This window comes from Streptomyces populi (assembly GCF_002911015.1).
Lineage (GTDB): Bacteria > Actinomycetota > Actinomycetes > Streptomycetales > Streptomycetaceae > Streptomyces > Streptomyces populi.
Map to the genome: position 1 here is coordinate 1 of NZ_KZ626892.1, position 17,944 is coordinate 17,944.

16 protein-coding genes and 3 pseudogenes are annotated in these 17,944 nt (G+C 70.3%); 12 read left to right on the forward strand and 7 right to left on the reverse strand.

The features are described from left to right. Positions 1 to 51: 51 nt before the first annotated feature. A complete protein-coding gene (locus CW362_RS24860; RefSeq protein WP_103551754.1) occupies positions 52 to 462 on the forward strand; it encodes an ATP-binding protein in 411 nt (136 codons plus the stop codon). Positions 463 to 521: 59 nt separating this feature from the next. Here the strand turns inward: CW362_RS24860 and CW362_RS24865 are convergent, their stop codons facing one another. Beyond that, on the reverse strand, positions 522 to 1,709 hold the full coding sequence (locus CW362_RS24865) for a PP2C family protein-serine/threonine phosphatase (RefSeq protein WP_103551755.1): 1,188 nt from the start codon (positions 1,707 to 1,709) through the stop codon (positions 522 to 524). Positions 1,710 to 2,000: 291 nt separating this feature from the next. Here CW362_RS24865 and CW362_RS24870 point away from each other — a divergent pair, with 291 nt between their 5' ends. Further along, the gene (locus CW362_RS24870) at positions 2,001 to 2,432 is read left to right on the forward strand and encodes a MarR family winged helix-turn-helix transcriptional regulator (RefSeq protein ID WP_103551756.1); all 432 of its coding nucleotides are present in this window, start codon (positions 2,001 to 2,003) and stop codon (positions 2,430 to 2,432) included. A 66-nt stretch (positions 2,433 to 2,498) separates the two neighbouring features. On the opposite strand, the gene CW362_RS24875 is transcribed toward CW362_RS24870, so the two are convergent. Further along, the gene (locus CW362_RS24875; RefSeq protein WP_103551757.1) at positions 2,499 to 2,876 is read right to left on the reverse strand and encodes an STAS domain-containing protein; all 378 of its coding nucleotides are present in this window, start codon (positions 2,874 to 2,876) and stop codon (positions 2,499 to 2,501) included. A gap of 290 nt (positions 2,877 to 3,166) precedes the next feature. Here CW362_RS24875 and CW362_RS24880 point away from each other — a divergent pair, with 290 nt between their 5' ends. From CW362_RS24880 to CW362_RS24900, 6 genes and pseudogenes are all read left to right on the forward strand, one after another. Then, positions 3,167 to 3,670 (forward strand): MarR family winged helix-turn-helix transcriptional regulator, encoded by a 504-nt coding sequence (locus CW362_RS24880; RefSeq protein WP_103551758.1) that lies wholly within the window; start codon positions 3,167 to 3,169, stop codon positions 3,668 to 3,670. Continuing rightward, positions 3,667 to 4,687, forward strand: a pseudogene (locus CW362_RS24885) (ABC transporter ATP-binding protein). The gene CW362_RS24880 and the pseudogene CW362_RS24885 overlap by 4 nt, the downstream one beginning before the upstream one ends. Further along, a pseudogene (locus CW362_RS24890) lies at positions 4,647 to 5,192 on the forward strand (ABC transporter permease); the annotation flags it as partial. The pseudogenes CW362_RS24885 and CW362_RS24890, both read left to right, overlap by 41 nt. A gap of 205 nt (positions 5,193 to 5,397) precedes the next feature. After that, positions 5,398 to 5,880 carry a transposase family protein gene (locus CW362_RS45685; RefSeq protein WP_420856877.1) on the forward strand — a complete coding sequence of 161 codons (483 nt, stop codon included), beginning with the start codon at positions 5,398 to 5,400 and terminating at the stop codon, positions 5,878 to 5,880. Beyond that, positions 5,877 to 6,011: a hypothetical protein gene (locus CW362_RS45340; protein WP_276313693.1), complete on the forward strand. Its 135-nt coding sequence runs from the start codon at positions 5,877 to 5,879 to the stop codon at positions 6,009 to 6,011. The genes CW362_RS45685 and CW362_RS45340 overlap by 4 nt, the downstream gene beginning before the upstream one ends. Before the next feature lie 123 nt (positions 6,012 to 6,134). Continuing rightward, positions 6,135 to 7,091 (forward strand): redoxin family protein, encoded by a 957-nt coding sequence (locus tag CW362_RS24900; RefSeq protein ID WP_103551759.1) that lies wholly within the window; start codon positions 6,135 to 6,137, stop codon positions 7,089 to 7,091. Between the two features lie 267 nt (positions 7,092 to 7,358). Here the strand turns inward: CW362_RS24900 and CW362_RS24905 are convergent. Next, positions 7,359 to 7,643: pseudogene (locus CW362_RS24905) on the reverse strand (flavin reductase family protein); the annotation flags it as partial. A 148-nt stretch (positions 7,644 to 7,791) separates the two neighbouring features. Here CW362_RS24905 and CW362_RS43450 point away from each other — a divergent pair. The 3 genes from CW362_RS43450 (at position 7,792) to CW362_RS24915 (ending at position 10,075) form a co-directional block, all read left to right on the forward strand. Next, positions 7,792 to 7,968 carry a hypothetical protein gene (locus CW362_RS43450; protein WP_162684215.1) on the forward strand — a complete coding sequence of 59 codons (177 nt, stop codon included), beginning with the start codon at positions 7,792 to 7,794 and terminating at the stop codon, positions 7,966 to 7,968. A 168-nt stretch (positions 7,969 to 8,136) separates the two neighbouring features. Next, a complete protein-coding gene (locus CW362_RS24910; protein ID WP_103551760.1) occupies positions 8,137 to 8,685 on the forward strand; it encodes a hypothetical protein in 549 nt (182 codons plus the stop codon). 469 nt (positions 8,686 to 9,154) lie between these two features. After that, positions 9,155 to 10,075 (forward strand): MBL fold metallo-hydrolase, encoded by a 921-nt coding sequence (locus tag CW362_RS24915; protein WP_103551761.1) that lies wholly within the window; start codon positions 9,155 to 9,157, stop codon positions 10,073 to 10,075. Between the two features lie 594 nt (positions 10,076 to 10,669). On the opposite strand, the gene CW362_RS24920 is transcribed toward CW362_RS24915, so the two are convergent. The 3 genes from CW362_RS24920 to CW362_RS24930 form a co-directional block, all read right to left on the reverse strand. Continuing rightward, positions 10,670 to 11,437 carry a calcium-binding protein gene (locus CW362_RS24920; protein ID WP_103551762.1) on the reverse strand — a complete coding sequence of 256 codons (768 nt, stop codon included), beginning with the start codon at positions 11,435 to 11,437 and terminating at the stop codon, positions 10,670 to 10,672. A 156-nt stretch (positions 11,438 to 11,593) separates the two neighbouring features. Continuing rightward, complete coding sequence (locus CW362_RS24925; protein ID WP_103551763.1) at positions 11,594 to 11,818, reverse strand: cold-shock protein; 225 nt, start codon at positions 11,816 to 11,818, stop codon at positions 11,594 to 11,596. Between the two features lie 518 nt (positions 11,819 to 12,336). Next, complete coding sequence (locus CW362_RS24930) at positions 12,337 to 13,200, reverse strand: NAD-dependent epimerase/dehydratase family protein (RefSeq protein WP_240658023.1); 864 nt, start codon at positions 13,198 to 13,200, stop codon at positions 12,337 to 12,339. Between the two features lie 244 nt (positions 13,201 to 13,444). Here CW362_RS24930 and CW362_RS24935 point away from each other — a divergent pair, with 244 nt between their 5' ends. Next, positions 13,445 to 15,082 (forward strand): MFS transporter, encoded by a 1,638-nt coding sequence (locus CW362_RS24935; RefSeq protein WP_103551764.1) that lies wholly within the window; start codon positions 13,445 to 13,447, stop codon positions 15,080 to 15,082. Positions 15,083 to 15,176: 94 nt separating this feature from the next. Here the strand turns inward: CW362_RS24935 and CW362_RS24940 are convergent, their stop codons facing one another. Then, complete coding sequence (locus CW362_RS24940; RefSeq protein WP_206301053.1) at positions 15,177 to 17,909, reverse strand: SpoIIE family protein phosphatase; 2,733 nt, start codon at positions 17,907 to 17,909, stop codon at positions 15,177 to 15,179. Between the last annotated feature and the right edge of the window lie 35 nt (positions 17,910 to 17,944).

A 17,944-nucleotide genomic window follows, 5' to 3' on the forward strand; every position in this document is an offset into this window, starting at 1 on the left:
CGGAGTCGTTGCGCGGTGAGCGGACGGGAAGTACGGCAAGGGAGGCAAGGCATGACCACCGTCGAACCGCCCCGCGCGTTCGGCCCCGGTCTCGGTGTGAGGCTGGAGCGGGATTCGCAGGCCGCCGCGCACGCCCGGCGGATGGTCCGCACGTTCCTCGGCGGCCTGCCGCGCGCCGTGCCGCGGGAGACCGCCGAGGCGGTCATGCTCGTGGTCTCGGAGCTCGTGACGAACGTGGTGCGCCACGCGCGCGGCCGGCTGTGCAGCCTGGACCTGGAGGACATGGGCCACGGGGTGGGCATATCGGTCTCCGACGACGACCCCGATCCGCCGCGTCCCAGGCACCTCGACCTGACCGGCCGGGGCGGCTTCGGCTGGCCGCTGGTGCGCCGGCTGTCCTCCGAGCTGACCGTGCTGTCCCGTCCCGACGGCAAGACGGTCCACGCGGTCGTGAGCTTCTGACGGGTGCCGCTCCCGACGGAGCCCCGCGGGCGGGCGGCCGCCCACCCCGGGGCATCGGGTCACCGGGCCGTCCGGTCCCTGGTGTCCGCCGGGCCGTGCCAGTCGAGACACACCACGAGGGCGTCGTCCTTCGGCCCGGTCCCGCCCCGGTGGCCGGTCAGCTCCCTCAGCACGGCGCGGGGCACCTCCGACGCGGGCAGCAGCCGGGTGGAGCCGATCGCCCTGGCCAGGGCCTTCTCCCCGTAGCTCTCCCCGCCCGGCCCGGCGACGGCGTGGACACCGTCGCTCACGAAGAGGAACCGGTCGCCGGGTTCCGCCCGGAACTCCTGCACGAAGTAGTCGGTCTCCTCGAACATGCCGAGGGGCAACTGGGCCTCGAAGCCGACGTGCTCGACGGTCCGGCCGCGCAGCCGCAGCATCTGGGGTGATCCCGCGTCGATCACACGCATCCGGCCGGTGGACAGCTCGAGGTCGAGCATGAGCACGGACAGATGGCACTCACCGCGGTACTGGGCGTAGACCGCCTGGTCGGCGAGGGCCGCCTGGTCCTGGAGGGGGATGCCGGCCCGGCGCGCGTTGCGCAGGGCGTTGACGCCGAGATTGGTCAGCAGCGACGCCTCGATGCCCTCGCCCATCCCGTTCGTGACGTAGAGGGACAGCCGGTCGGCGTCGGCCGACCAGTCGAAGTTGTCGCCGAAGATCGCGTAGGCGGGTTCCAGCTGGGCGCCGAGCTCGTACTCGGGCCGGGAACAGGAGCGGCCGGGCAGCAGCTGCCACTGCATCTCCGCGGCCAGCGTCAGCCGGTCCTTGCGGCGCGCCCGGAGGTACAGGTCGGTGTCGCGTTCGGCCACGAGCACCTCGTGGCCGAGGATCTCCGCGATGTCGGCGAGCTCGGCGAGCGTCTTCGCCTCACGGGCCGCGGGGGGCAGGACGACGGACAGGACGCCGAGCCGGTCACCGCGCACCGTCACCGGGAAGTGCGCTCGTACGCCCTCGCCGCCGCGCTCCTCGACGAAGGGTTCCTGGGACCCGAAGGCCCGGCCCTCGGGACTGGTGTGCACCGGAACGGGTTCCAGGGTGTGCGGGAGCACCGAGACGGGCTGCAGCACGGTGAGCCCGTAGTCGGCCATGAGGAGTTCGACGGAAAGGGCCGCGTAGCGGTCGCACAGCACGTCACGGACCGCGTCCAGCAGCTGGTGGGGCGCCGCGGTGCGCAAGGCGCGCTCCGCGGCCACGAATCTGTTCACGATGTCGGGCAGGCCAATCTTCTATGGGGTCGATGGATTTGATGGATTTGATGGATTCGATGGGTCCGGGAGTTCGACGGGTTCGATGAATTCGACGGGTTCGGGGAGTACGGCACGCGGTCCGCGCTCCGTGCTCCGCGCCACGGGGAGGACGGCACTCGCACGCGAGTGGGGCTATCTACCATTTTGTTCATTTCGTCGTGGCGACGGGCTGACAGTGCCCGCGAAGGCTGCGAGAGTTGGACGGTGACTTCCTCCGGCCCGCGTCCGCACCGCAGTGAGGTGGCTCGCGTGACCGCCGAGGCGGCCGAGCTGCTGGAGATCCTCTGGGGCCGCGCCCCGACGGCTCCGGTCTCCGCCTCCCAGCTGCGGGTGCTGTTCATCCTGGAACACGACGAGGGCATCAACCTGAGGACCCTGGCCGACGCGCTCGGCTCCACACCTCCCTCGACCAGCAGGCTCTGTGACCGGCTACAGGCCGTGGGATTCGTCGAACGGGCGCCGGGCGTCACCAGCCGCCGGGAGCTGCGGCTGTTCCTGAGCCCCCAGGGCCGGACCTTCCTCACGGAACTGCGCTCACGGCGCGAGCACGCCGTGGAGACGGTCCTCGCCCGGATGCCGGCCGCCGGGCGGGCGGCACTCGTGGAGGGGCTCGACGCCTTCTGCGCGGCAGCGGCGGCTCAGCTCCACGAGGGCGGCGCGACGGGTGTCCGTTCGGCCTGAACGGCGCGTCCGCCCGGACCGGCCCTTTCCCCGGTGAGTGCCGGACCGTCCGGACCGGTCCCTTCCCTAGTGCCGGGCCGTCCCTTCGCCTATGCGGACCAGCGCGGCGTCGACATCGCCCACCGAGGCGATGGCGAGACTGACGCCCGTGAGGTCCAGGACGCGCTGGACGGCCGGCGCCGGGGACACGAGGCACACGCCGCCTCCCGCGCGGCCGGCGGTGTCATGGGCCTTGAGCAGGGCGTTGATGCCGGAGGAGTCCATGAAGGGGACCGCGGACAGGTCGAGCAGCAGGTGCCGCCGGCCGCCGCGTACCTGGTCGGCCAGTCGGTCGTGCAGCTCGGGGGCTGTCTCGACGTCCAGTTCCCCGGCGACGGTGACCAGGGCGATGCCCTCGCCGTACAAGGTCGCGTCGATGGACACAGGAGCCTGTTCGGCCGGCACGGTTACCTCCAAGTTGGAACTGACCCGTAGGGATCCAGCCGGCGCTGGGGCACGCCGGTGAGCAGGTCAACGGTTACCCCCCCGAATCGAGGTGCACACCTTGGGTCTCGCCGCCGGTCGGGGAAGCGCCTCCCGGCCCGAGGTCCGCTCGCGCGCGACCGCCATGGCCATGCTCCCGGCCGCCGTTCCGATCGCCGTGCCCGATCGCGGCGCGTGACCTCTTCGCTCTCCCCTCCCGAATCGACCCTCCCTTTCCCGAATTACCTCTGACACAGAGGTAATGTCGAAACATGGAGCCGGAGCCGGAGCCGGAGCCGGAGCCGGAGCCGGAGCCCGAGTTCGAGTCGGAGGATTTCCCCGAGGCGCTGGCGGACGCCCTGGCCGGGCTGCAACGTCTGATCAGGCGGCGGCTGCGCGGCGGTACGACCGGACCGAGCCTGCGCGGTGCCGAGGTCGACCTGCTGCGACTGGTCGTCGACCGGCCGGGCATCGGTGTGTCGGAAGCCGCCAAGGAGCTCTACCTGGCGGGCAATTCGGTCTCGACGCTGGTCAACCGGCTGGTCGGGAACGGTTATCTGATCCGCGAGACGGACCCGGCCGACCGCCGCGCCGCGCGGCTGCTGTCCACGCCCGCGGCCGACGCCCGGCTGCGTGACTGGCGGCAGCGGCGCGCGGTGCTCGTACGCGGCCAGGTGGCCCGTCTCGGTACGGCCGACCGTGCCGCCCTGGAGGCCGCCCTTCCGGCCCTGCGCGAACTGGCGGCGAACCTGCACGAGGAGGCCGAGGAGACATGACGCGGCACAGGAGCGGACGGCCGGAACCCGCCCGGCCGGGGAACCCGGCACCCGAACGGGCGGAGGCTGTCCGGGACGGCGACCCCGCGGAGACCGCCCGGACGCCGCCCCGGGCCCACGCGGTCGGCACGGAGGCCGCTGACGGGGGAGCCCCGGCCGCCGGAAGCGGCCACGAGGGCACCGAGGCGAACGCCCCGGACGCCGTGTCCTGCGCCGGACTCGTCCACACCTTCGGTGAGACGACCGCCGTCGACGGTCTCGACCTCGCCGTCCGTGACGGCTAGGTGTTCGGACTGCTCGGGCCCAACGGCGCCGGCAAGACGACCGCGCTCCGGTGCATCACCACGCTGCTGCCGGTCCCCCGGAAGGGTCCGTGTCTTCGGACACGACGCCGCCCGTGAACGCATGGCCGTACGACGGCTGTTGGGGTACGTGCCGCAGCAGCTGTCCGCCGACTCCGGACTCACCGGCAGGGAGAACGTGACCCTGTTCGCCCGCGTCTTCGACGTGTCCCGGCGCGAGCGCGCGGTCCGTGTCGCCCAGGCGCTCGACGCGGTCGGCCTCACCGACGCGGCCGACCGGCTCGCCAAGACGTACTCCGGAGGCATGGTCCGCCGCCTGGAACTCGCCCAGGCGCTGGTCAGCGCACCGCGGCTGCTGATCCTGGACGAGCCGACCATCGGCCTCGACCCGATCGCCCGCACCGGCGTGTGGGAGCACATCAACGCCGTACGGGCCGCCACCGGCATGACCGTCCTCGTGACGACCCACTACATGGACGAGGCCGACCAGTACTGCGACCGGGTCGCGCTGATGCACCGCGGCCGGGTCCGCGCGCTCGGCACACCGAGGGAGCTGAGGGCAGGCCTCGGCGAGCGCCGCGGGAACACCGGCGACGGTGAACCGCCCACCCTGGAGGACGTCTTCCGTGACGTCGCCGGCAGTGGACTCGACGACCGATCAGGAGACTTCAGCGATGTCCGACGCACCCGCCGTACCGCTTCCCGGGTCGGCTGAGAGCGTCCGCCCCGGGAGTCTCGACCTGCTCGTGGTCCCGCCGAGGGCGCGGACGGGCTGGCGCGTGCTGCCCGCCCTGTGCGCGGTCGAACTCCAGAAGCTCCGCCACGACCGCACCGAGCTGTACACCCGGGCGATCCAGCCGGCCCTCTGGCTGCTGATCTTCGGTGAGACGTTCACCCGGATCCACGCGATCCCGACCGGCCGGATCCCCTACCTCGACTATCTGGCGCCCGGCATCATCGCCCAGTCCGCCATGTTCGTCGCCATCTTCTACGGCATCATGACCATCTGGGAGCGGGACGCCGGGATCCTCGCCAAACTCCTCGTCACCCCCACGCCCCGCTCCGCCCTCATCACCGGCAAGGCGTTCGCCGCCGGGGTGAAGGCGCTGCTCCAGGCCGTGGTGGTCGTGCTCGGTTCGGCGTTCTTCTCCTGCCTGTCGATGACGATCGCGGGCATCGTGCTCACCCGGGACCGCCTGATGGGCATGGGGCAGGCCATGCGGTACCGCTTCCAAGCAGCGGGCACGCGGCTGACCGGCGGATATGACGTGTGGCTTTATCGAGTAGTTGTGGGTTCTGGCACAAATCCTGGGGCGAGTTCCCATGAGACGGCGTACGCCCACCGCCCGACAAGAGGGGGTGACGCTCAGTCAGGTCTCTCTTTGTCTCCGCCGCGATCGGCTGTGGTCGGTGACGGTGCTGATCATGCAGGCCGATGCAGCATTCTGGGACTCGCTGGTGTTCGACGGGATCGACGACGTGGATGTCGAGGCGGTGACCGTTGCCTTCTGCGCGGTTGATGTGGTGGGGAGAGGCCGCGAGACAGGGGCAGCATGTCCGGACTGCGGTGGCTTCTCGAACCGGGTCCACGACTGCTGTCAGCGCAGGTTGAAGGACCTCCCGCTCAGCGGGCAGAGTGTCGTGATCACGCTGACGGCCCGGCGTTTCATCTGCGGATCGGAGGACTGCGTGCGCCGCACGTTCGCCGAGCCGTTCGCCCAGGGATGCACGAGCGCCACCCAGCTGCACCGCGAACTGCTCGCCGGGCACGCCCCCGTCACCTACCGGATGGTCCGCGCGCACATCGCCACTCTGCGCTCCCCACCTGGATCGACGCCGTCGACGCCGGCCAACTGCCCGGCCTCACCAGCTTCGCGCTCCACCTGCTTCGCGACCTGGATGTCGTGACGGCCGGACTCAGCCTGGAATGGAGCTCCGGCGGCACCCAAGGAGCCGCGAACCGCATCAAGAAGATCAAGAGGCAGCTCTATGGACGAGCCGGATTCGCACTGCTCCGCAAGATGATCCTGCTCCAGTAGTACCTGATGCTGATCCGCAGGATTGAGATTCCGGTGGCAGAGCACGGTCGGAGGGGGAACATCCTCGCGGCGGCTTGACCTTACCCTCAAGGGCAAGGTTTAGCGTTCTTCGAGGTGAGAGGCATGCAGATCAGTGAGCTGGCCCGCCGGGCGGGTGTGACGACGAAAGCGGTTCGTTACTACGAATCGCTGGGCTTGCTCACGCCCGGGCGGCTGGCCAACGGCTACCGGGACTACAACGAGCACGACGTACGACTCACGCAGGAGATCCGGGCGCTCGGCAGTCTCGGAATCCCGGTTGAGCGCACCCGCCCGTTTCTGGAGTGCCTCACGGCCGGCCACCAGCACGCCGACGACTGCCCGGCCTCGCTGGCCGGTTACCGGGACGCGATCGACGAGCTCACTCAGCGGATCGAGGGACTCACCGCCCGCCGGGCGGTACTGGTCGCGCACCTGCAACAGGCCGCCCACCGCGGCAGCCGTCTCTCACCGGCCGACGAAGGAGGAGACCTGATGACTGATTACACGAGCGTGCCCGCCGACCTGCCCGTCCCCGAGGACGACGGCGCGGCTACTCATCTGCTTGGCACGAAGGTGCCGCACCTGGAACTCCAGGCCACCGGCGGCACAGCCGTCCGCCTCGACGCGCTCGGCGCGGGCCGCACGGTGATCTACGTCTACCCGCTCACCGGACGGCCGGGCGTCGACCTGCCCGACGGCTGGGACTCGATTCCCGGGGCGCGCGGCTGCACCCCCGAGGCATGCGGCTTCCGCGATCACCACCAGGATCTTCTCGCCGCCGGCACGGACGGCGTGTTCGGCCTCTCCAGCCAGGAGACCGACTACCAGCGTGAGGTAGTCGAGCGGCTCCACCTGCCGTTCCAGATGCTCTCGGACCCTGCACGGAACCTGGCCCAGGAACTTGATCTGCCCACGTTCGGGACAAGCGGGCTGACGCTCTACAAGCGGCTGACTCTGATCGTCCGCGACGGCGTGATCGAGCACGTCTTCTATCCGGTCTTCCCCCCGAGCGAACACGCAGACCAGGTCCTGACGTGGCTCCGGGACAACCCCCTGTAGAAGCCGGTGTTCAGTGGTCGGGTCGCCTGGCGGAATCTCCCCGGGTGACCCGACCACTGACGCTTTGTGACCGCTCCCCAAGATCTGTGCCAGAACCCAGTTGTGACGTCACTCGTCGACGGGCTCGGGAGGCACCTCGTTCCGCGGATGACCGGTGTTGATGAGTCCGGGAGACGCCCGTTTCCTGCCTGGGCGGCATCGAGATGCTCTTGGTGAAAGGTGCTGGTCATCCGCTTGTGGGTGATCGGTCCGAGTCGTACCCGCCGGTCATCGCCCAGTGGGTGTCTCCGAGGTGAAGCAGTGGCCGAGTTCGGGGGCGAGGCCCTGATAGTGGCGGAAGTTGAAGATGAGCGGGCACTCGGTGACGCGCGGGGCGCGTACCGTCTCGGACGGTACGGGTGTGAGGCCGGCGGCGGTGAACTTGTCGGGCTCGTAGCGGTAGCCGCGTACCCGCTTGGCGGCGGGCACGGGGGCTGCTCCGGTGAGCGGGGCGAGCCGCTCCACCGCGTCCCAGAGACCGGGCGACGGGAGGTTGATCACGAGCTCCGGCCGCGGCCCTTGGCGTCTTCTTGGTGTCATTGCTGCTGGGGCGGCTGGCCAGGTGAGAGCGGGGTCCCCGGGCCGGGGCCCGAAGACCCGCTCCGACAATGGACTGCGCAGGGGATGCGGGACCCGGTTTTCGAATCCGTAGGAGAAGCACATGGCTGAACAGCCCCCCACGCGTTACTCACCCGAGGGCACCCCCTTGGGCCGCAGTGTGGACAGCATCTGGTTGAGCAACGGCTACTCCACCGAAACCCCGCGCGCCCGCGAGCTGTGGTGGCGTATCAGAGACGCGTTCCGCCGACCGGTGAAGAACAGCGAGCAGTGCCACTGAAGCGCGCGGACCGTCAGGGCCTCTCCGCGAAAAGTCACTGTGGGTGGGCAGCGTCTAAGCTGGGACCTGCGGCCACCGCGTGATCGTTCGTCTTCACACGCCGATGATCAATGGTGGTCGCACCTGCGAGTGCCAGCGGGTTGGAAGAGACTCGCCGAAGGAGACCCGGTGCTGGGATTGCTGGGCTTCTACGACGAGCTGGACAACCGCCCCGGCCGGCCGAACGGATCGATACACGACGCCGTCCGGCCCGTCGGCGAGCCGGACGAGGCGCATCTGGTCGCCTACCTCGACGCCGGCCATTACCTTGTCGACGTCATGGAAGCCGGGCGTGATGTCATCACCGGCGCCGCCCACCGGCACTCCCCGGGATGCTCCTCCCTGGTGACCGACGGGTCGTGGCTGTGGCGCCAGGACTTCCCGCACTACGTGGAAACGCACCACGTTTCGCTGGCCGAAGCGTTCATCGAACACGTCCGCAGCCTGAACTATCAGATGCCCGGCATCACCGTCGCGCAGTTCGCTCCGCACTACGACGAGACCATGCCCCTGGTCGGCTGGGCCTCGGCTGTCCCGTGGCGATCGACTGCCACCACACTCGTACCTGAACCACGAGAGACGACCAGCAAAGCTCAGTTCGACGCGGCGATGCTGGCCCGAGACCGGAACCGGCCGAACGGCAGCTGGGGCAGGCCACGAAAGCCGCGGAAAACGTGAGTTTCACCAGCGGAAGAGCCCTCTACAGCTGGAGTGCCAAGCGGTTTCCTACGGGCTTCGTCACCTCGCGCCCCAACCCACCACTCACCCCAGCTCCCATCCCATCTGCTCGGCTCCGCCCGGGGCGATGGCGGACGGGATGCGAACTCCCCGCGCCCACCACACTCGGCGGGGCACTCGCGAAGGGTGCCCCGCCGTCTCGGAGCCCGAGCCCCCTCACCGGAGGCATGTTCTGACCGGGCACTCCGTGTTCAGGTCTCTACTCGTGGGCCGTCGCTTGCTGCGGCCCCATTCGAAAGCCGTATGACAAGCCACCAGGTATGGGTAGGAAGAAGCTCCGATAAGAAGTCTGGGCCCTGCGGCGGCTCCACAGCGCGTGCTGAACGGGTCTTGCAGAACGGACCGTTTGTGACAGGGCCCACGAGGTCCGGAGGTGGTACTCCCGTACCCGGGGTTCGAGGATGCTCGTATGAAGGTGCCGATCGGCCGCCCGAGTCTGCGGTCCTACCTGCCTTACCAACAGCACACCGCAGCGCACCGTGAAGGGCTGAGTGCTCATTTCCTGGGCACCAGTTCGGTACTGCTGTCGGACGGGCGGACATCGGTGCTCAGTGACGGGTTCGTCACCCGCCCGGGGATGCTGCGAGTAGCCATGGGCAGGATCGCCCCGAACCGGGCGCTGGTCCGTGCCGCCATCGAGCGCCTGCGGGTGGACACCCTCGCCGCCGTGGTGTGCGCGCATTCCCACTACGACCACGCCCTCGACGCACCGGTGTGGGCGCTGGAGACCGGCGCCGAGCTGGTCGGGTCGGAGTCCACCGCCAATATCGGGCGCGGCCTGGGGGTCCCCGAGTCGTCCTTGCGGGTGGTCGGCGACGGCGACACCGCGACCTACGGCGGCTTCACGCTGACCTTCCTGGACTCCGTGCACAGCCCGGGCGACCACTACCCCGGTACCGTCGACCAGCCCTTGGTCCCGCCGGCGCGCGCCGGTGCCTGGAAGACCGGCAGCGCCTACTCCGTGCTCGTCACCCACCCCCACGGCCGCGTGCTGCTGCAAGCCAGCGCCAACTACCGGCCCGGAGCGCTGCGAGGTCACCAGGCGGACGTCATCTACCTGGGCGTCGGCACGCTGGGAAAACAGCCCGCCGAGTTCCTGCACACCTACTGGGACGAGGTGGTGGCCGCGACCGGGGCCAGGCGGGTCGTCCTGGTGCACTGGGACGACTTCTTCCTCGGTCTCGACCGGCCACTGCGTCCCATGCCCTACCTGCTCGACGACCTCGACACCACCATGAGCCGACTGCTGCCCCTGGCCCGCCGTGACGGCGTCGACGTCGTCCTGCCCGTCTCCTGGCAACCCAGCGCCCCCCTCGCCGGTCTCACGTGAACTGGGGCGTCGGTGTCTCAATACCTTGTGGACCGGGATTGACCCAGGCGATCGCGGTACCGCTTCCAAGTACCGGGGGAGTGGTCTGGGGGATGAGGCCCCGCTCTGGTACAGGATCGTCGGAACTGGGTGAGTCGTGCCTGGCGTCGTGGAAGCAAGGTTGGTTCGCTTGGAGGAGCGGGCGCTGGCCATCACCGAGGCAGCCCTCGGCCCCGACCACCCCGACACCGCCCTCCGCCTGAACAACCTCAGGGCGATCCGTGCAGCGTTGGAAGACCTGGCAAGGGACGAACCCCAGGGCGCCGACCTGCGCGTCAAAGGTTGGCGACGAGAGCTCGGAAGGTTGCATTCGCGGAGGTGTTGCGCGCAGCGCCAAGAGATCCCACGATCTTGGCTTGTCGCCTGGCCAGCGAAGTCACGACCGCGTCAGCAAGACTTGAGTGAGCCGGGCGAGGGACCCGAAGGCGGGAGTTCCTGCTGGTCCGGCCCATTTGCAAGGCAGCGTCCGCTTACGGACACAGGTGCAGCCGAAGCCTGAGCCCTTGGCGATGCTCTGGAGAGTCGCACCGCTCCACTTTCGATGCCGTCCGCTCCTCAGCGGACATCGACGAAGTCGCCGCTCGCGTTGACGGCGGAGGTGGTGCCGGTGCGTGCGAAGGCGAAGCGGTAGGACCCGTCGGAGCCGGCGGTGGCTGTGGCGGTCACGGCCCCGCCGCTGCCGCTCGTGATGGTCTTGACGGTGGTGTAGGTGCCGGCACCCTTTTTGCGGAATTGAAGCTTCACAGGCTGTCCCTTGAACCCGACGTATTTGTCGGTGCCCCAGTCGGCCCGTGTCAGCGTGCCCTTCACCGTGATCGTCTTGCCCTTCTTCACCGGCTCGGGTGTGGCGTTGGCGGTGAGCCTGGCGGCGCGCAGCAGTGCGAAGGTGTACTTGTCCTGGTTTTCGTAGGTCTTCTCCCACGCGTCGACGTGGAGGTGGACCTTCCACGTTCCGGCGGGGCCGCTGTCCTGGGTGAACACCTTGATCGGGTCCACGGTGTAGGAGCCGGTGCAGGTCGTCGTGGGCTTCGTCTCCGCGCAGTCGAGCAACTGGCCCCCGTCTGTGTGGACAACGGCGTACGAAGGGCTGAACAGGGTCGCGTTGGCCTGGTAGACGCCGGAGGAGTGGGTCGCAGTGACGGCGATCGGAAACTTCACCACCGCATGCGTGCCGACCACCACCGGCTTGCCTCCGTTGATGACGACCTTGTCGACCGTGATCTCGTCAGCGGCCGCGGCCGGCGCAGGCTGAGTTGCGAACGCGGTTCCCGCGAGGGCGCAGGTCAGGCCGACAGTGGTGACACGTCTGATGGTGGTGCTCATACGACCCCCAGGGAAGCGAAACGGATGCCCCACCGAACTTCCCTTCCGGCTGGGCCTGTTGGCCGGCCAGCGCATCGTACAACCGTCCGCGGCCGGAGGCCGGTCGGTCGATCTTCATCGGCCGTGCGGCGGCCGGTTCCGGGACCGGAGCGGGTGTCAGGCGGGCCGGGGCACGATGCTCAGCGCTCGGTAGTCGTACCCGTCCTGCTTGAAGCCCGGAGCCTCCCAGGTGAGGTCCACCCGCTGTCCGGGCGACAGCGTGCGGAAACCGGCCGCCTGGATGTCGGAGTAGTGGCCGAAGCAGCCGCCGGGAGTCTCGGGGGAGTCGAGCACGCCCCACCCTTCCTCGTCGCTCCACTCACGGACAGTCGCGGTCACCATGGGGGCACTCTACGGACCTCCTCCGCGTCGGCGAAACGCTTTTCGAGCGTGCGTGCCGTCACCGGCCCTCGACGGGGACGGTGTACGCGTGCGAGGCGGGCCGCTCCATGGGCACCTGGTCCGGCCCGCCTCGAACAGGCTCGGGCGAGCACGGCGGCTTCCACCGGCGAGCACCCGGTGACGGCTCACCGTAGGACGCCCGGCGCATTCTTGACCGACTGCGGTCGCGCGATGCAGTCGACGGTCGAGCCCTCGGCGACATGCGATGAAGTAGCGGCATGTCCACGCGCTGACACAGCGTGGCAGGTTCGGATCGTGCTCGTGGTCCTCTTGGACACGGGCTCGTGCGCGCTTGAGGTGCATCGGCGGCTCCGGCGGCCGAACGCCGGTCGTCGGCCGATACCTTGCGTGCCGGTATCGGCCGAGGTGAACGCTGTCGGGCCGATGACCTCGAAGAGCTCCCTTTCCCCGATCGGCCTTGAGGAGCCGCCCTTCCTCGGCACCCTTCACGACGGTGGTCAGCCGCCCGCGCGGGCCTCGGCCAACAGCGCCGTCACCCCGTGACGGGGACGGTAGCCGAGCACCGCGCCGGCCCGTGCCGACACGTACACCCGGTCGATCGACACCGGCAGCGTCCATCCGAGCCGGCCGAAACCCGCCGCCACTTCGGGGAGCCGCCGCGTGATGAGCGCGGCCGGATCGTGCCACAGCTGTTTCCGGTCCTCGGCCCGCCACGGGTACGGGCCGGCGATGTTCAGTACTCCGGTCGCCTCCCGGGGGCCGCGGACGGCGAGCAGGTGGGCCTCGGCCACGTCGGCGACGTCCACACCCCGGTGGAGCCGGTGGCGGGCCCGGACCGCCGGTGGTTCGGGGAAGCACCGGGCGATGCGCAGACACACCGTGCTCATCGTGCCCGCCGTGGAGAGCACCAGGCGTTCGGCCGCGAGTTTCGTCTCGTCGTAGATGTCGCGCGGTCGGCAGGTGACGTCCTCGGTGACCCAGACCGCCTCGTCCGTCGGCTCCAGGGCGTGCCCGTACACCGAGGTCGAGCTCGTGTACACGAAACGGCGCACCCCCGCCGCGGCCGACGCGTCCAACAGGTCCCGGGTCGCCCCGACGTTGATCTCGCGGAACTCGTCGTCCGGGTGTACACCGACGTGCGGTGCGTGCAGAGCCGCCGTGTGGACGACGGCACCGGCCCCGGACAGTGCCCGGCGCCACGCCGCGGGGTCGCGCAGGTCCGCCACCACGGAGGTGTCGGGCGACGGCACGCGGTCGACACCCGTGACCGGGCGGCCCGCGGCTCCGAGACGGCGCACGATCGCCGAACCGACCAGTCCCGAGGCCCCGGTCACCACGACATGTCCCGACTGCTGCGACACGGATACCCTCCCCCGGGTGAACTGGACGAATTGGACGGCGCGATCCCCGCCTCGAGCGTACGACCTCCCGGGCCGTCGGTCAGGACAACCCGCTCGGTCATCAAGTCGACGCCCCGCGCGGCCTGTTGCCCGGCACGCCCGGCACCGGTCCGTTGATCGATTGGTGGGGCGGGGCGGGCAGGCTTAACGTCGATGGAGTGAACGTCCGCGTTCACCGCCGACCCGCGATGCAGGGCCCTCCCCGATGACGGCCGATCACGTGACATCCTCCGAGTCTGCCGAATCCCCGCAGCGGGGCCGAGGCAGTGGTATCGCGCTCCTCGTCATCGCCTCGTGCCAGTTGATGGTGGTCCTCGACATCACCATCGTGAACATCGCCCTGCCGCACATCCAGACCTCGCTCGGCTTCTCGACCGAGAACCTGTCCTGGGTGATCAACGCCTACACGCTGACCTTCGGCGGTCTGCTGCTGCTCGGCGGACGCTCCGGCGACATCCTCGGCAGACGCCGGATGTTCATGTCCGGCGTGCTGCTCTTCGTGTTCGCGTCGCTGCTCGGCGGACTCTCCCAGGAGGCCTGGCAGTTGCTCGCCGCCCGCTCGTTGCAGGGTGTCGGCGGGGCCATCGCCTCACCCACCGCACTGTCGCTCATCACCACCACCTTCCGTGAAGGCCCGGAGCGCAACCGGGCGTTCGGCGTGTTCGCCGCCGTCTCCGCGGGCGGCAGCGCGATCGGGCTGCTCGCGGGCGGTGTCCTCGTCGAATGGCTCGACTGGCGCTGGGTGTTCTTCGTGAACGTCCCCATCGGCCTGCTGATCGTGCTCGCGACCCCCCGCTACATCAGGGAATCCGAGCGGCATCCGGGCCACTTCGACTTCCTCGGCGCCATCACCTCCACGCTGGGCATGGTGCTGCTGGTCTACGGCTTCATCCGGGCGTCCGAGGAGGGCTGGAGCGACCCCCTCACGCTCGCCGCCTTCGGCGCCGCGCTGGTGTTCCTGATCGCGTTCATCGCGGTCGAACGCCGGTCGAGACAGCCCATCACGCCCTTGTGGATGTTCCGCGACCGCAACCGCTCGGGCGTCTACGCGATGATGCTCAGCCTGTCCGCCGCCATCTTCGGGATGTTCTTCTTCCTGACCCTCTTCGTGCAGAACATCCTCGGCTTCAGCCCGCTCAAGGCGGGTTTCGCCTTCCTTCCGGTGAGCGTGATCATCGCGATCGGCGCGGGAGTCGCGTCCAACTTCCTGCCCAGGTGGGGCCCCAAACCGTTCATGGTCGTGGGCGCGATCCTGGCCGCGCTGGGTCTGGGCTGGCTGACGCTGACCGATATCGACAGCACCTATCTCGGCAGCATCCTCGGACCCACCCTCGTCTTCGGGTTCGGCATGGGCCTGCAGTTCGTGTCGCTGACCCTGATGGCGGTGTCGGGGGTGCAGCCCAGGGACACGGGCGCCGCCTCCGGCATCCTCAACGCCACCCAGCAGGTCGGCGGATCCCTCGGCCTGTCGGTGCTGGTCACGGTCTTCGGCACCGCGAGCCGCAACGAGGCGACGGACCAGGTCAAGAACTTCCTGTCGACCGCGACCCCGGCACAGCAACTGCAGTTCCGCAGGACGGGACAGCTGCCGCCGCCCTGGAGCAGCGAGGTACTGACGTCCGGCATCACGGGAGCGTTCGTCGCCGCCGCCGCCTTCGCGGTCGTCGCCGCGCTGGTCGCCCTGATCGTCATCCAGGTGCGCCCCTCCGACCTGGAGCGGCTCCAGGGAGGCGCCGCCGCGATGACACCCGTGGACGGGGCCGGTGACGAGGCGGGCGCGTCGGCGGGCGCGGCCCCGAGGGGGGAGCCGGACGGAAGGGACGGCCCGTCCGCCCCCGGCTGACCACCCACGTCCGCGCCGGCACCCTGCCCGCCCCGCCCCGCCCGAGCACCCTGCCCGCCCGGCCGGCTCGGGACGGTGGCCGCTCGGGCCGGGCTCACGGCAGCGGCTGTTCCGCCCAGATGACCTTGCCCCCGGGCGTGTAGCGGGTGCCCCAGCGGTCGGTGAGCTGGGCGACCAGGAACAGCCCACGTCCTCCCTCGTCCGTCGTCGCCGCGTACCGCAGGTGCGGTGAGGTGCTGCTGCCGTCGAAGACCTCGCAGATCAGCGCCCGGTCCAGCAGCATGCGGACCTCGATGGGCCCGTTGCCGTAGCGGATCGCGTTGGTCACCAGCTCGCTGAGGATCAGCTCCGTGGTGAACGCCATCTCGTCGAGTCCCCACCGCGCCAGCTGCCGGCTGACCGAGGCACGCACCTCGCCGACGGCGGCCGGTTCGGGCGGCACGTCCCACGAGGCGATCCGGTCGGCGCCGAGGGCACGGGTGCGTGCCACGATCAGGGCGATGTCGTCGCTCGGCCGGGCCGGCAGCAGGGCGTTCAGAACGGCCTGGCAGATGTCGTCCGGCGAGCGGTCGGCTCCGGCCAGCGCCGTGCGCAGCAGTTCGAGCCCGACGTCGATGTCCCGTTTCCGGTCCTCGACCAGGCCGTCCGTGTAGAGCACCAGCCGGCTGCCCTCCGCCAGTTCCAGTTCGGCCGTCTCGAAGGGCAGACCACCCAGACCGAGCGGCGGACCGGCCGGTACGTCGGGGAAATCGACGCTGCCGTCCGGACGGATCACCGCAGGCGGCGGGTGTCCGGCGCGGGCGACGGTGCAGCGCCGGGTCGTCGGATCGTAGACGGCGTACACACAGGTGGCGCCCGTGACGGCGGCCCTGCTGTCCTCCGGGAGCTCGTCCTGGTCGATACGCCCGACCAGTTCGTCCAGAAGGGCGAGCAGTTCGTCGGGCGGCAGGTCGAGCGCGGAGAAGTTGTGGACCGCCGTGCGCAGCCGGCCCATCGTCGCGGCGGCCAGCAGCCCGTGGCCGACGACATCGCCGACGACGACCGCGACCCGGGCGCCGGGCAGCGGCAGCACGTCGAACCAGTCGCCGCCCACCCCCGCCTGCGCCGGCAGATAGCGGTAGGCGAGGTCGAGGGCGCTCTGGTCGGGGAGCGTGCGCGGCAGCAGACTCCGCTGCAGGGTCACGGCCATCGTGTGTTCGCGCGTGTAGCGGCGGGCGTTGTCGATGGAGACCGCCGCCCGGGCGACCAGTTCCTCGGCCAGGGCCAGGTCGTCCCCGTCGAAGGGGTCGGGCTTCTCGGAGCGCCAGAAGTTGACCACGCCCATGACCAGCGGCCCGACCCGCAGGGGCACGGTGATCAGGGAGTGGATCCCGTAGTCGACGACCCGGGCGGTGCGCCGCGGGTCCTGGGCCAGCCAGCCCGGGGCGCCGCCGAGATCGGGCTCGACCACGGCCTCCCCGGTGCGCAGGCTGTGGGCCTGGGGCGTGGTGGGGACGAAGCCGATGTGCTCGCCGACCGGATAGAGCGGCGCGTCCTCGCGGATGCCGCCGGAGGCGGTGCGGCGCAGGCCGGTGCCCGCGTCCGGCTCCTGCCCGTTCAGCACGGCGTCGGCCAGGTCCACGGTGACGAAGTCGGCGAACCGGGGAACCGTGACCGCCGTCAGCTCCTCGGCCGTCCTGGTGACGTCCAGGCTCGTGCCGATGCGCACGCCGGCGTCGTAGAGGAGCCTGAGCCGTTCGCGGGCGATGTCCGCGCGGCCGGAGAGCGCCCGCAGTTCCGTGGAGTCACGGAGCGTGGCGACGCTGCCGACCGGTCCGTCGCGCAGGTGTGTGGGCCGCTGGTTGACCGCGAGGAGCCGCTCCCCGACGAGGTGCACCTCGTCGGTGGCGACGCGCCCCGAGGCCAGCAGTTCGGCGGTGCCCGGGTCCAGGCCGAGTCGCTGCACGTGCTGTCCCTCGGCGTCCGCGGGCAGGTCGAGCAGACGGTTCGCCTCGTCGTTGGCCAGGAGCAGCTGTCCCTCCGCGCCGACGATGATCACTCCTTCCCGGACGGAGTGCAGCACGGCGTCGTGGTGCTCGTACATGCGGGTCATCTCGTACGGGCCGAGGCCGTGTGTCTGGCGCAGCAGGCGCCGGCTCACCAGCGCGGTGCTCGCGGTCGCGAGGGCGAGGGCCACCGCGGCGGCGCCCAGCAGGAGCGGGAGCTGGTGGTCGGCGGCGCCGCCCACGTTCTTCGTGGTGATGCCGGCCGACACCATGCCGACGACCCTGCCGTCGGGAGCCCTGACCGGGACGGTGGCCTGCACCAGCGGCCCGAGCGTCCCGTTGACCTGCTCGGTGACGGAGTGGCCGGCCAGGACCGGTGCGGTGGTCCCGATGAACTTCTTGCCGATCCGGTCGGGCTTGGGGTGGGTGTAGCGGATCGCGTCGGTGTTCATCACGACGATGAAGTCCACGTCCGACGCCTTGCGGGCGGCTTCGGCGCTGGGCTGCAACAGGGCCGTGGGGTGGGGGGAGCCGAGGGCCGCACGCGTGCCCGGCGCGTTGGCGAAGGTCTCCGCGACGGCGAGCGAGCGGTTGCGGGCCTCCTGGGTGCTGTCGTGCCGCACCTGGAGCACCAGCGCGACCACCGCGGCGATGACCAGGAGCAGCACGATCACCACTTGCAGGACGAACACCTGTCCGGCGACGCTGCGCCCGCCGAGGGCGGAACGCAGTCCGGTGGACGGGCCGTGCCCGTGCTTGCCGTCGTGTGACCCACGCTGGTGGTGCGCTGTACCGGGGCGGCGGGTCGACTGAGCCCGGGTTCGACCCAATAGTCCGACCATGTGCTATGTCTACACTGCCCGGCGCCCGGTGGCGA

Bases quoted from the DNA above. Each gene is read 5' to 3' on its own strand.
- CW362_RS24860 (WP_103551754.1), top strand. From the start codon at position 52: ATGACCACCGTCGAACCGCCCCGCGCGTTCGGCCCCGGTCTCGGTGTG.
- CW362_RS24880 (WP_103551758.1), top strand. From the start codon at position 3,167: ATGGAGCCGGAGCCGGAGCCGGAGCCGGAGCCGGAGCCGGAGCCCGAG.
- CW362_RS45685 (WP_420856877.1), top strand. From the start codon at position 5,398: ATGCAGGCCGATGCAGCATTCTGGGACTCGCTGGTGTTCGACGGGATC.
- CW362_RS24900 (WP_103551759.1), top strand. From the start codon at position 6,135: ATGCAGATCAGTGAGCTGGCCCGCCGGGCGGGTGTGACGACGAAAGCG.
- CW362_RS43450 (WP_162684215.1), top strand. From the start codon at position 7,792: ATGGCTGAACAGCCCCCCACGCGTTACTCACCCGAGGGCACCCCCTTG.
- CW362_RS24915 (WP_103551761.1), top strand. From the start codon at position 9,155: ATGAAGGTGCCGATCGGCCGCCCGAGTCTGCGGTCCTACCTGCCTTAC.
- CW362_RS24920 (WP_103551762.1), bottom strand. From the start codon at position 11,437: ATGAGCACCACCATCAGACGTGTCACCACTGTCGGCCTGACCTGCGCC.
- CW362_RS24925 (WP_103551763.1), bottom strand. From the start codon at position 11,818: ATGGTGACCGCGACTGTCCGTGAGTGGAGCGACGAGGAAGGGTGGGGC.
- CW362_RS24935 (WP_103551764.1), top strand. From the start codon at position 13,445: ATGACGGCCGATCACGTGACATCCTCCGAGTCTGCCGAATCCCCGCAG.
- CW362_RS24940 (WP_206301053.1), bottom strand. From the start codon at position 17,909: ATGGTCGGACTATTGGGTCGAACCCGGGCTCAGTCGACCCGCCGCCCC.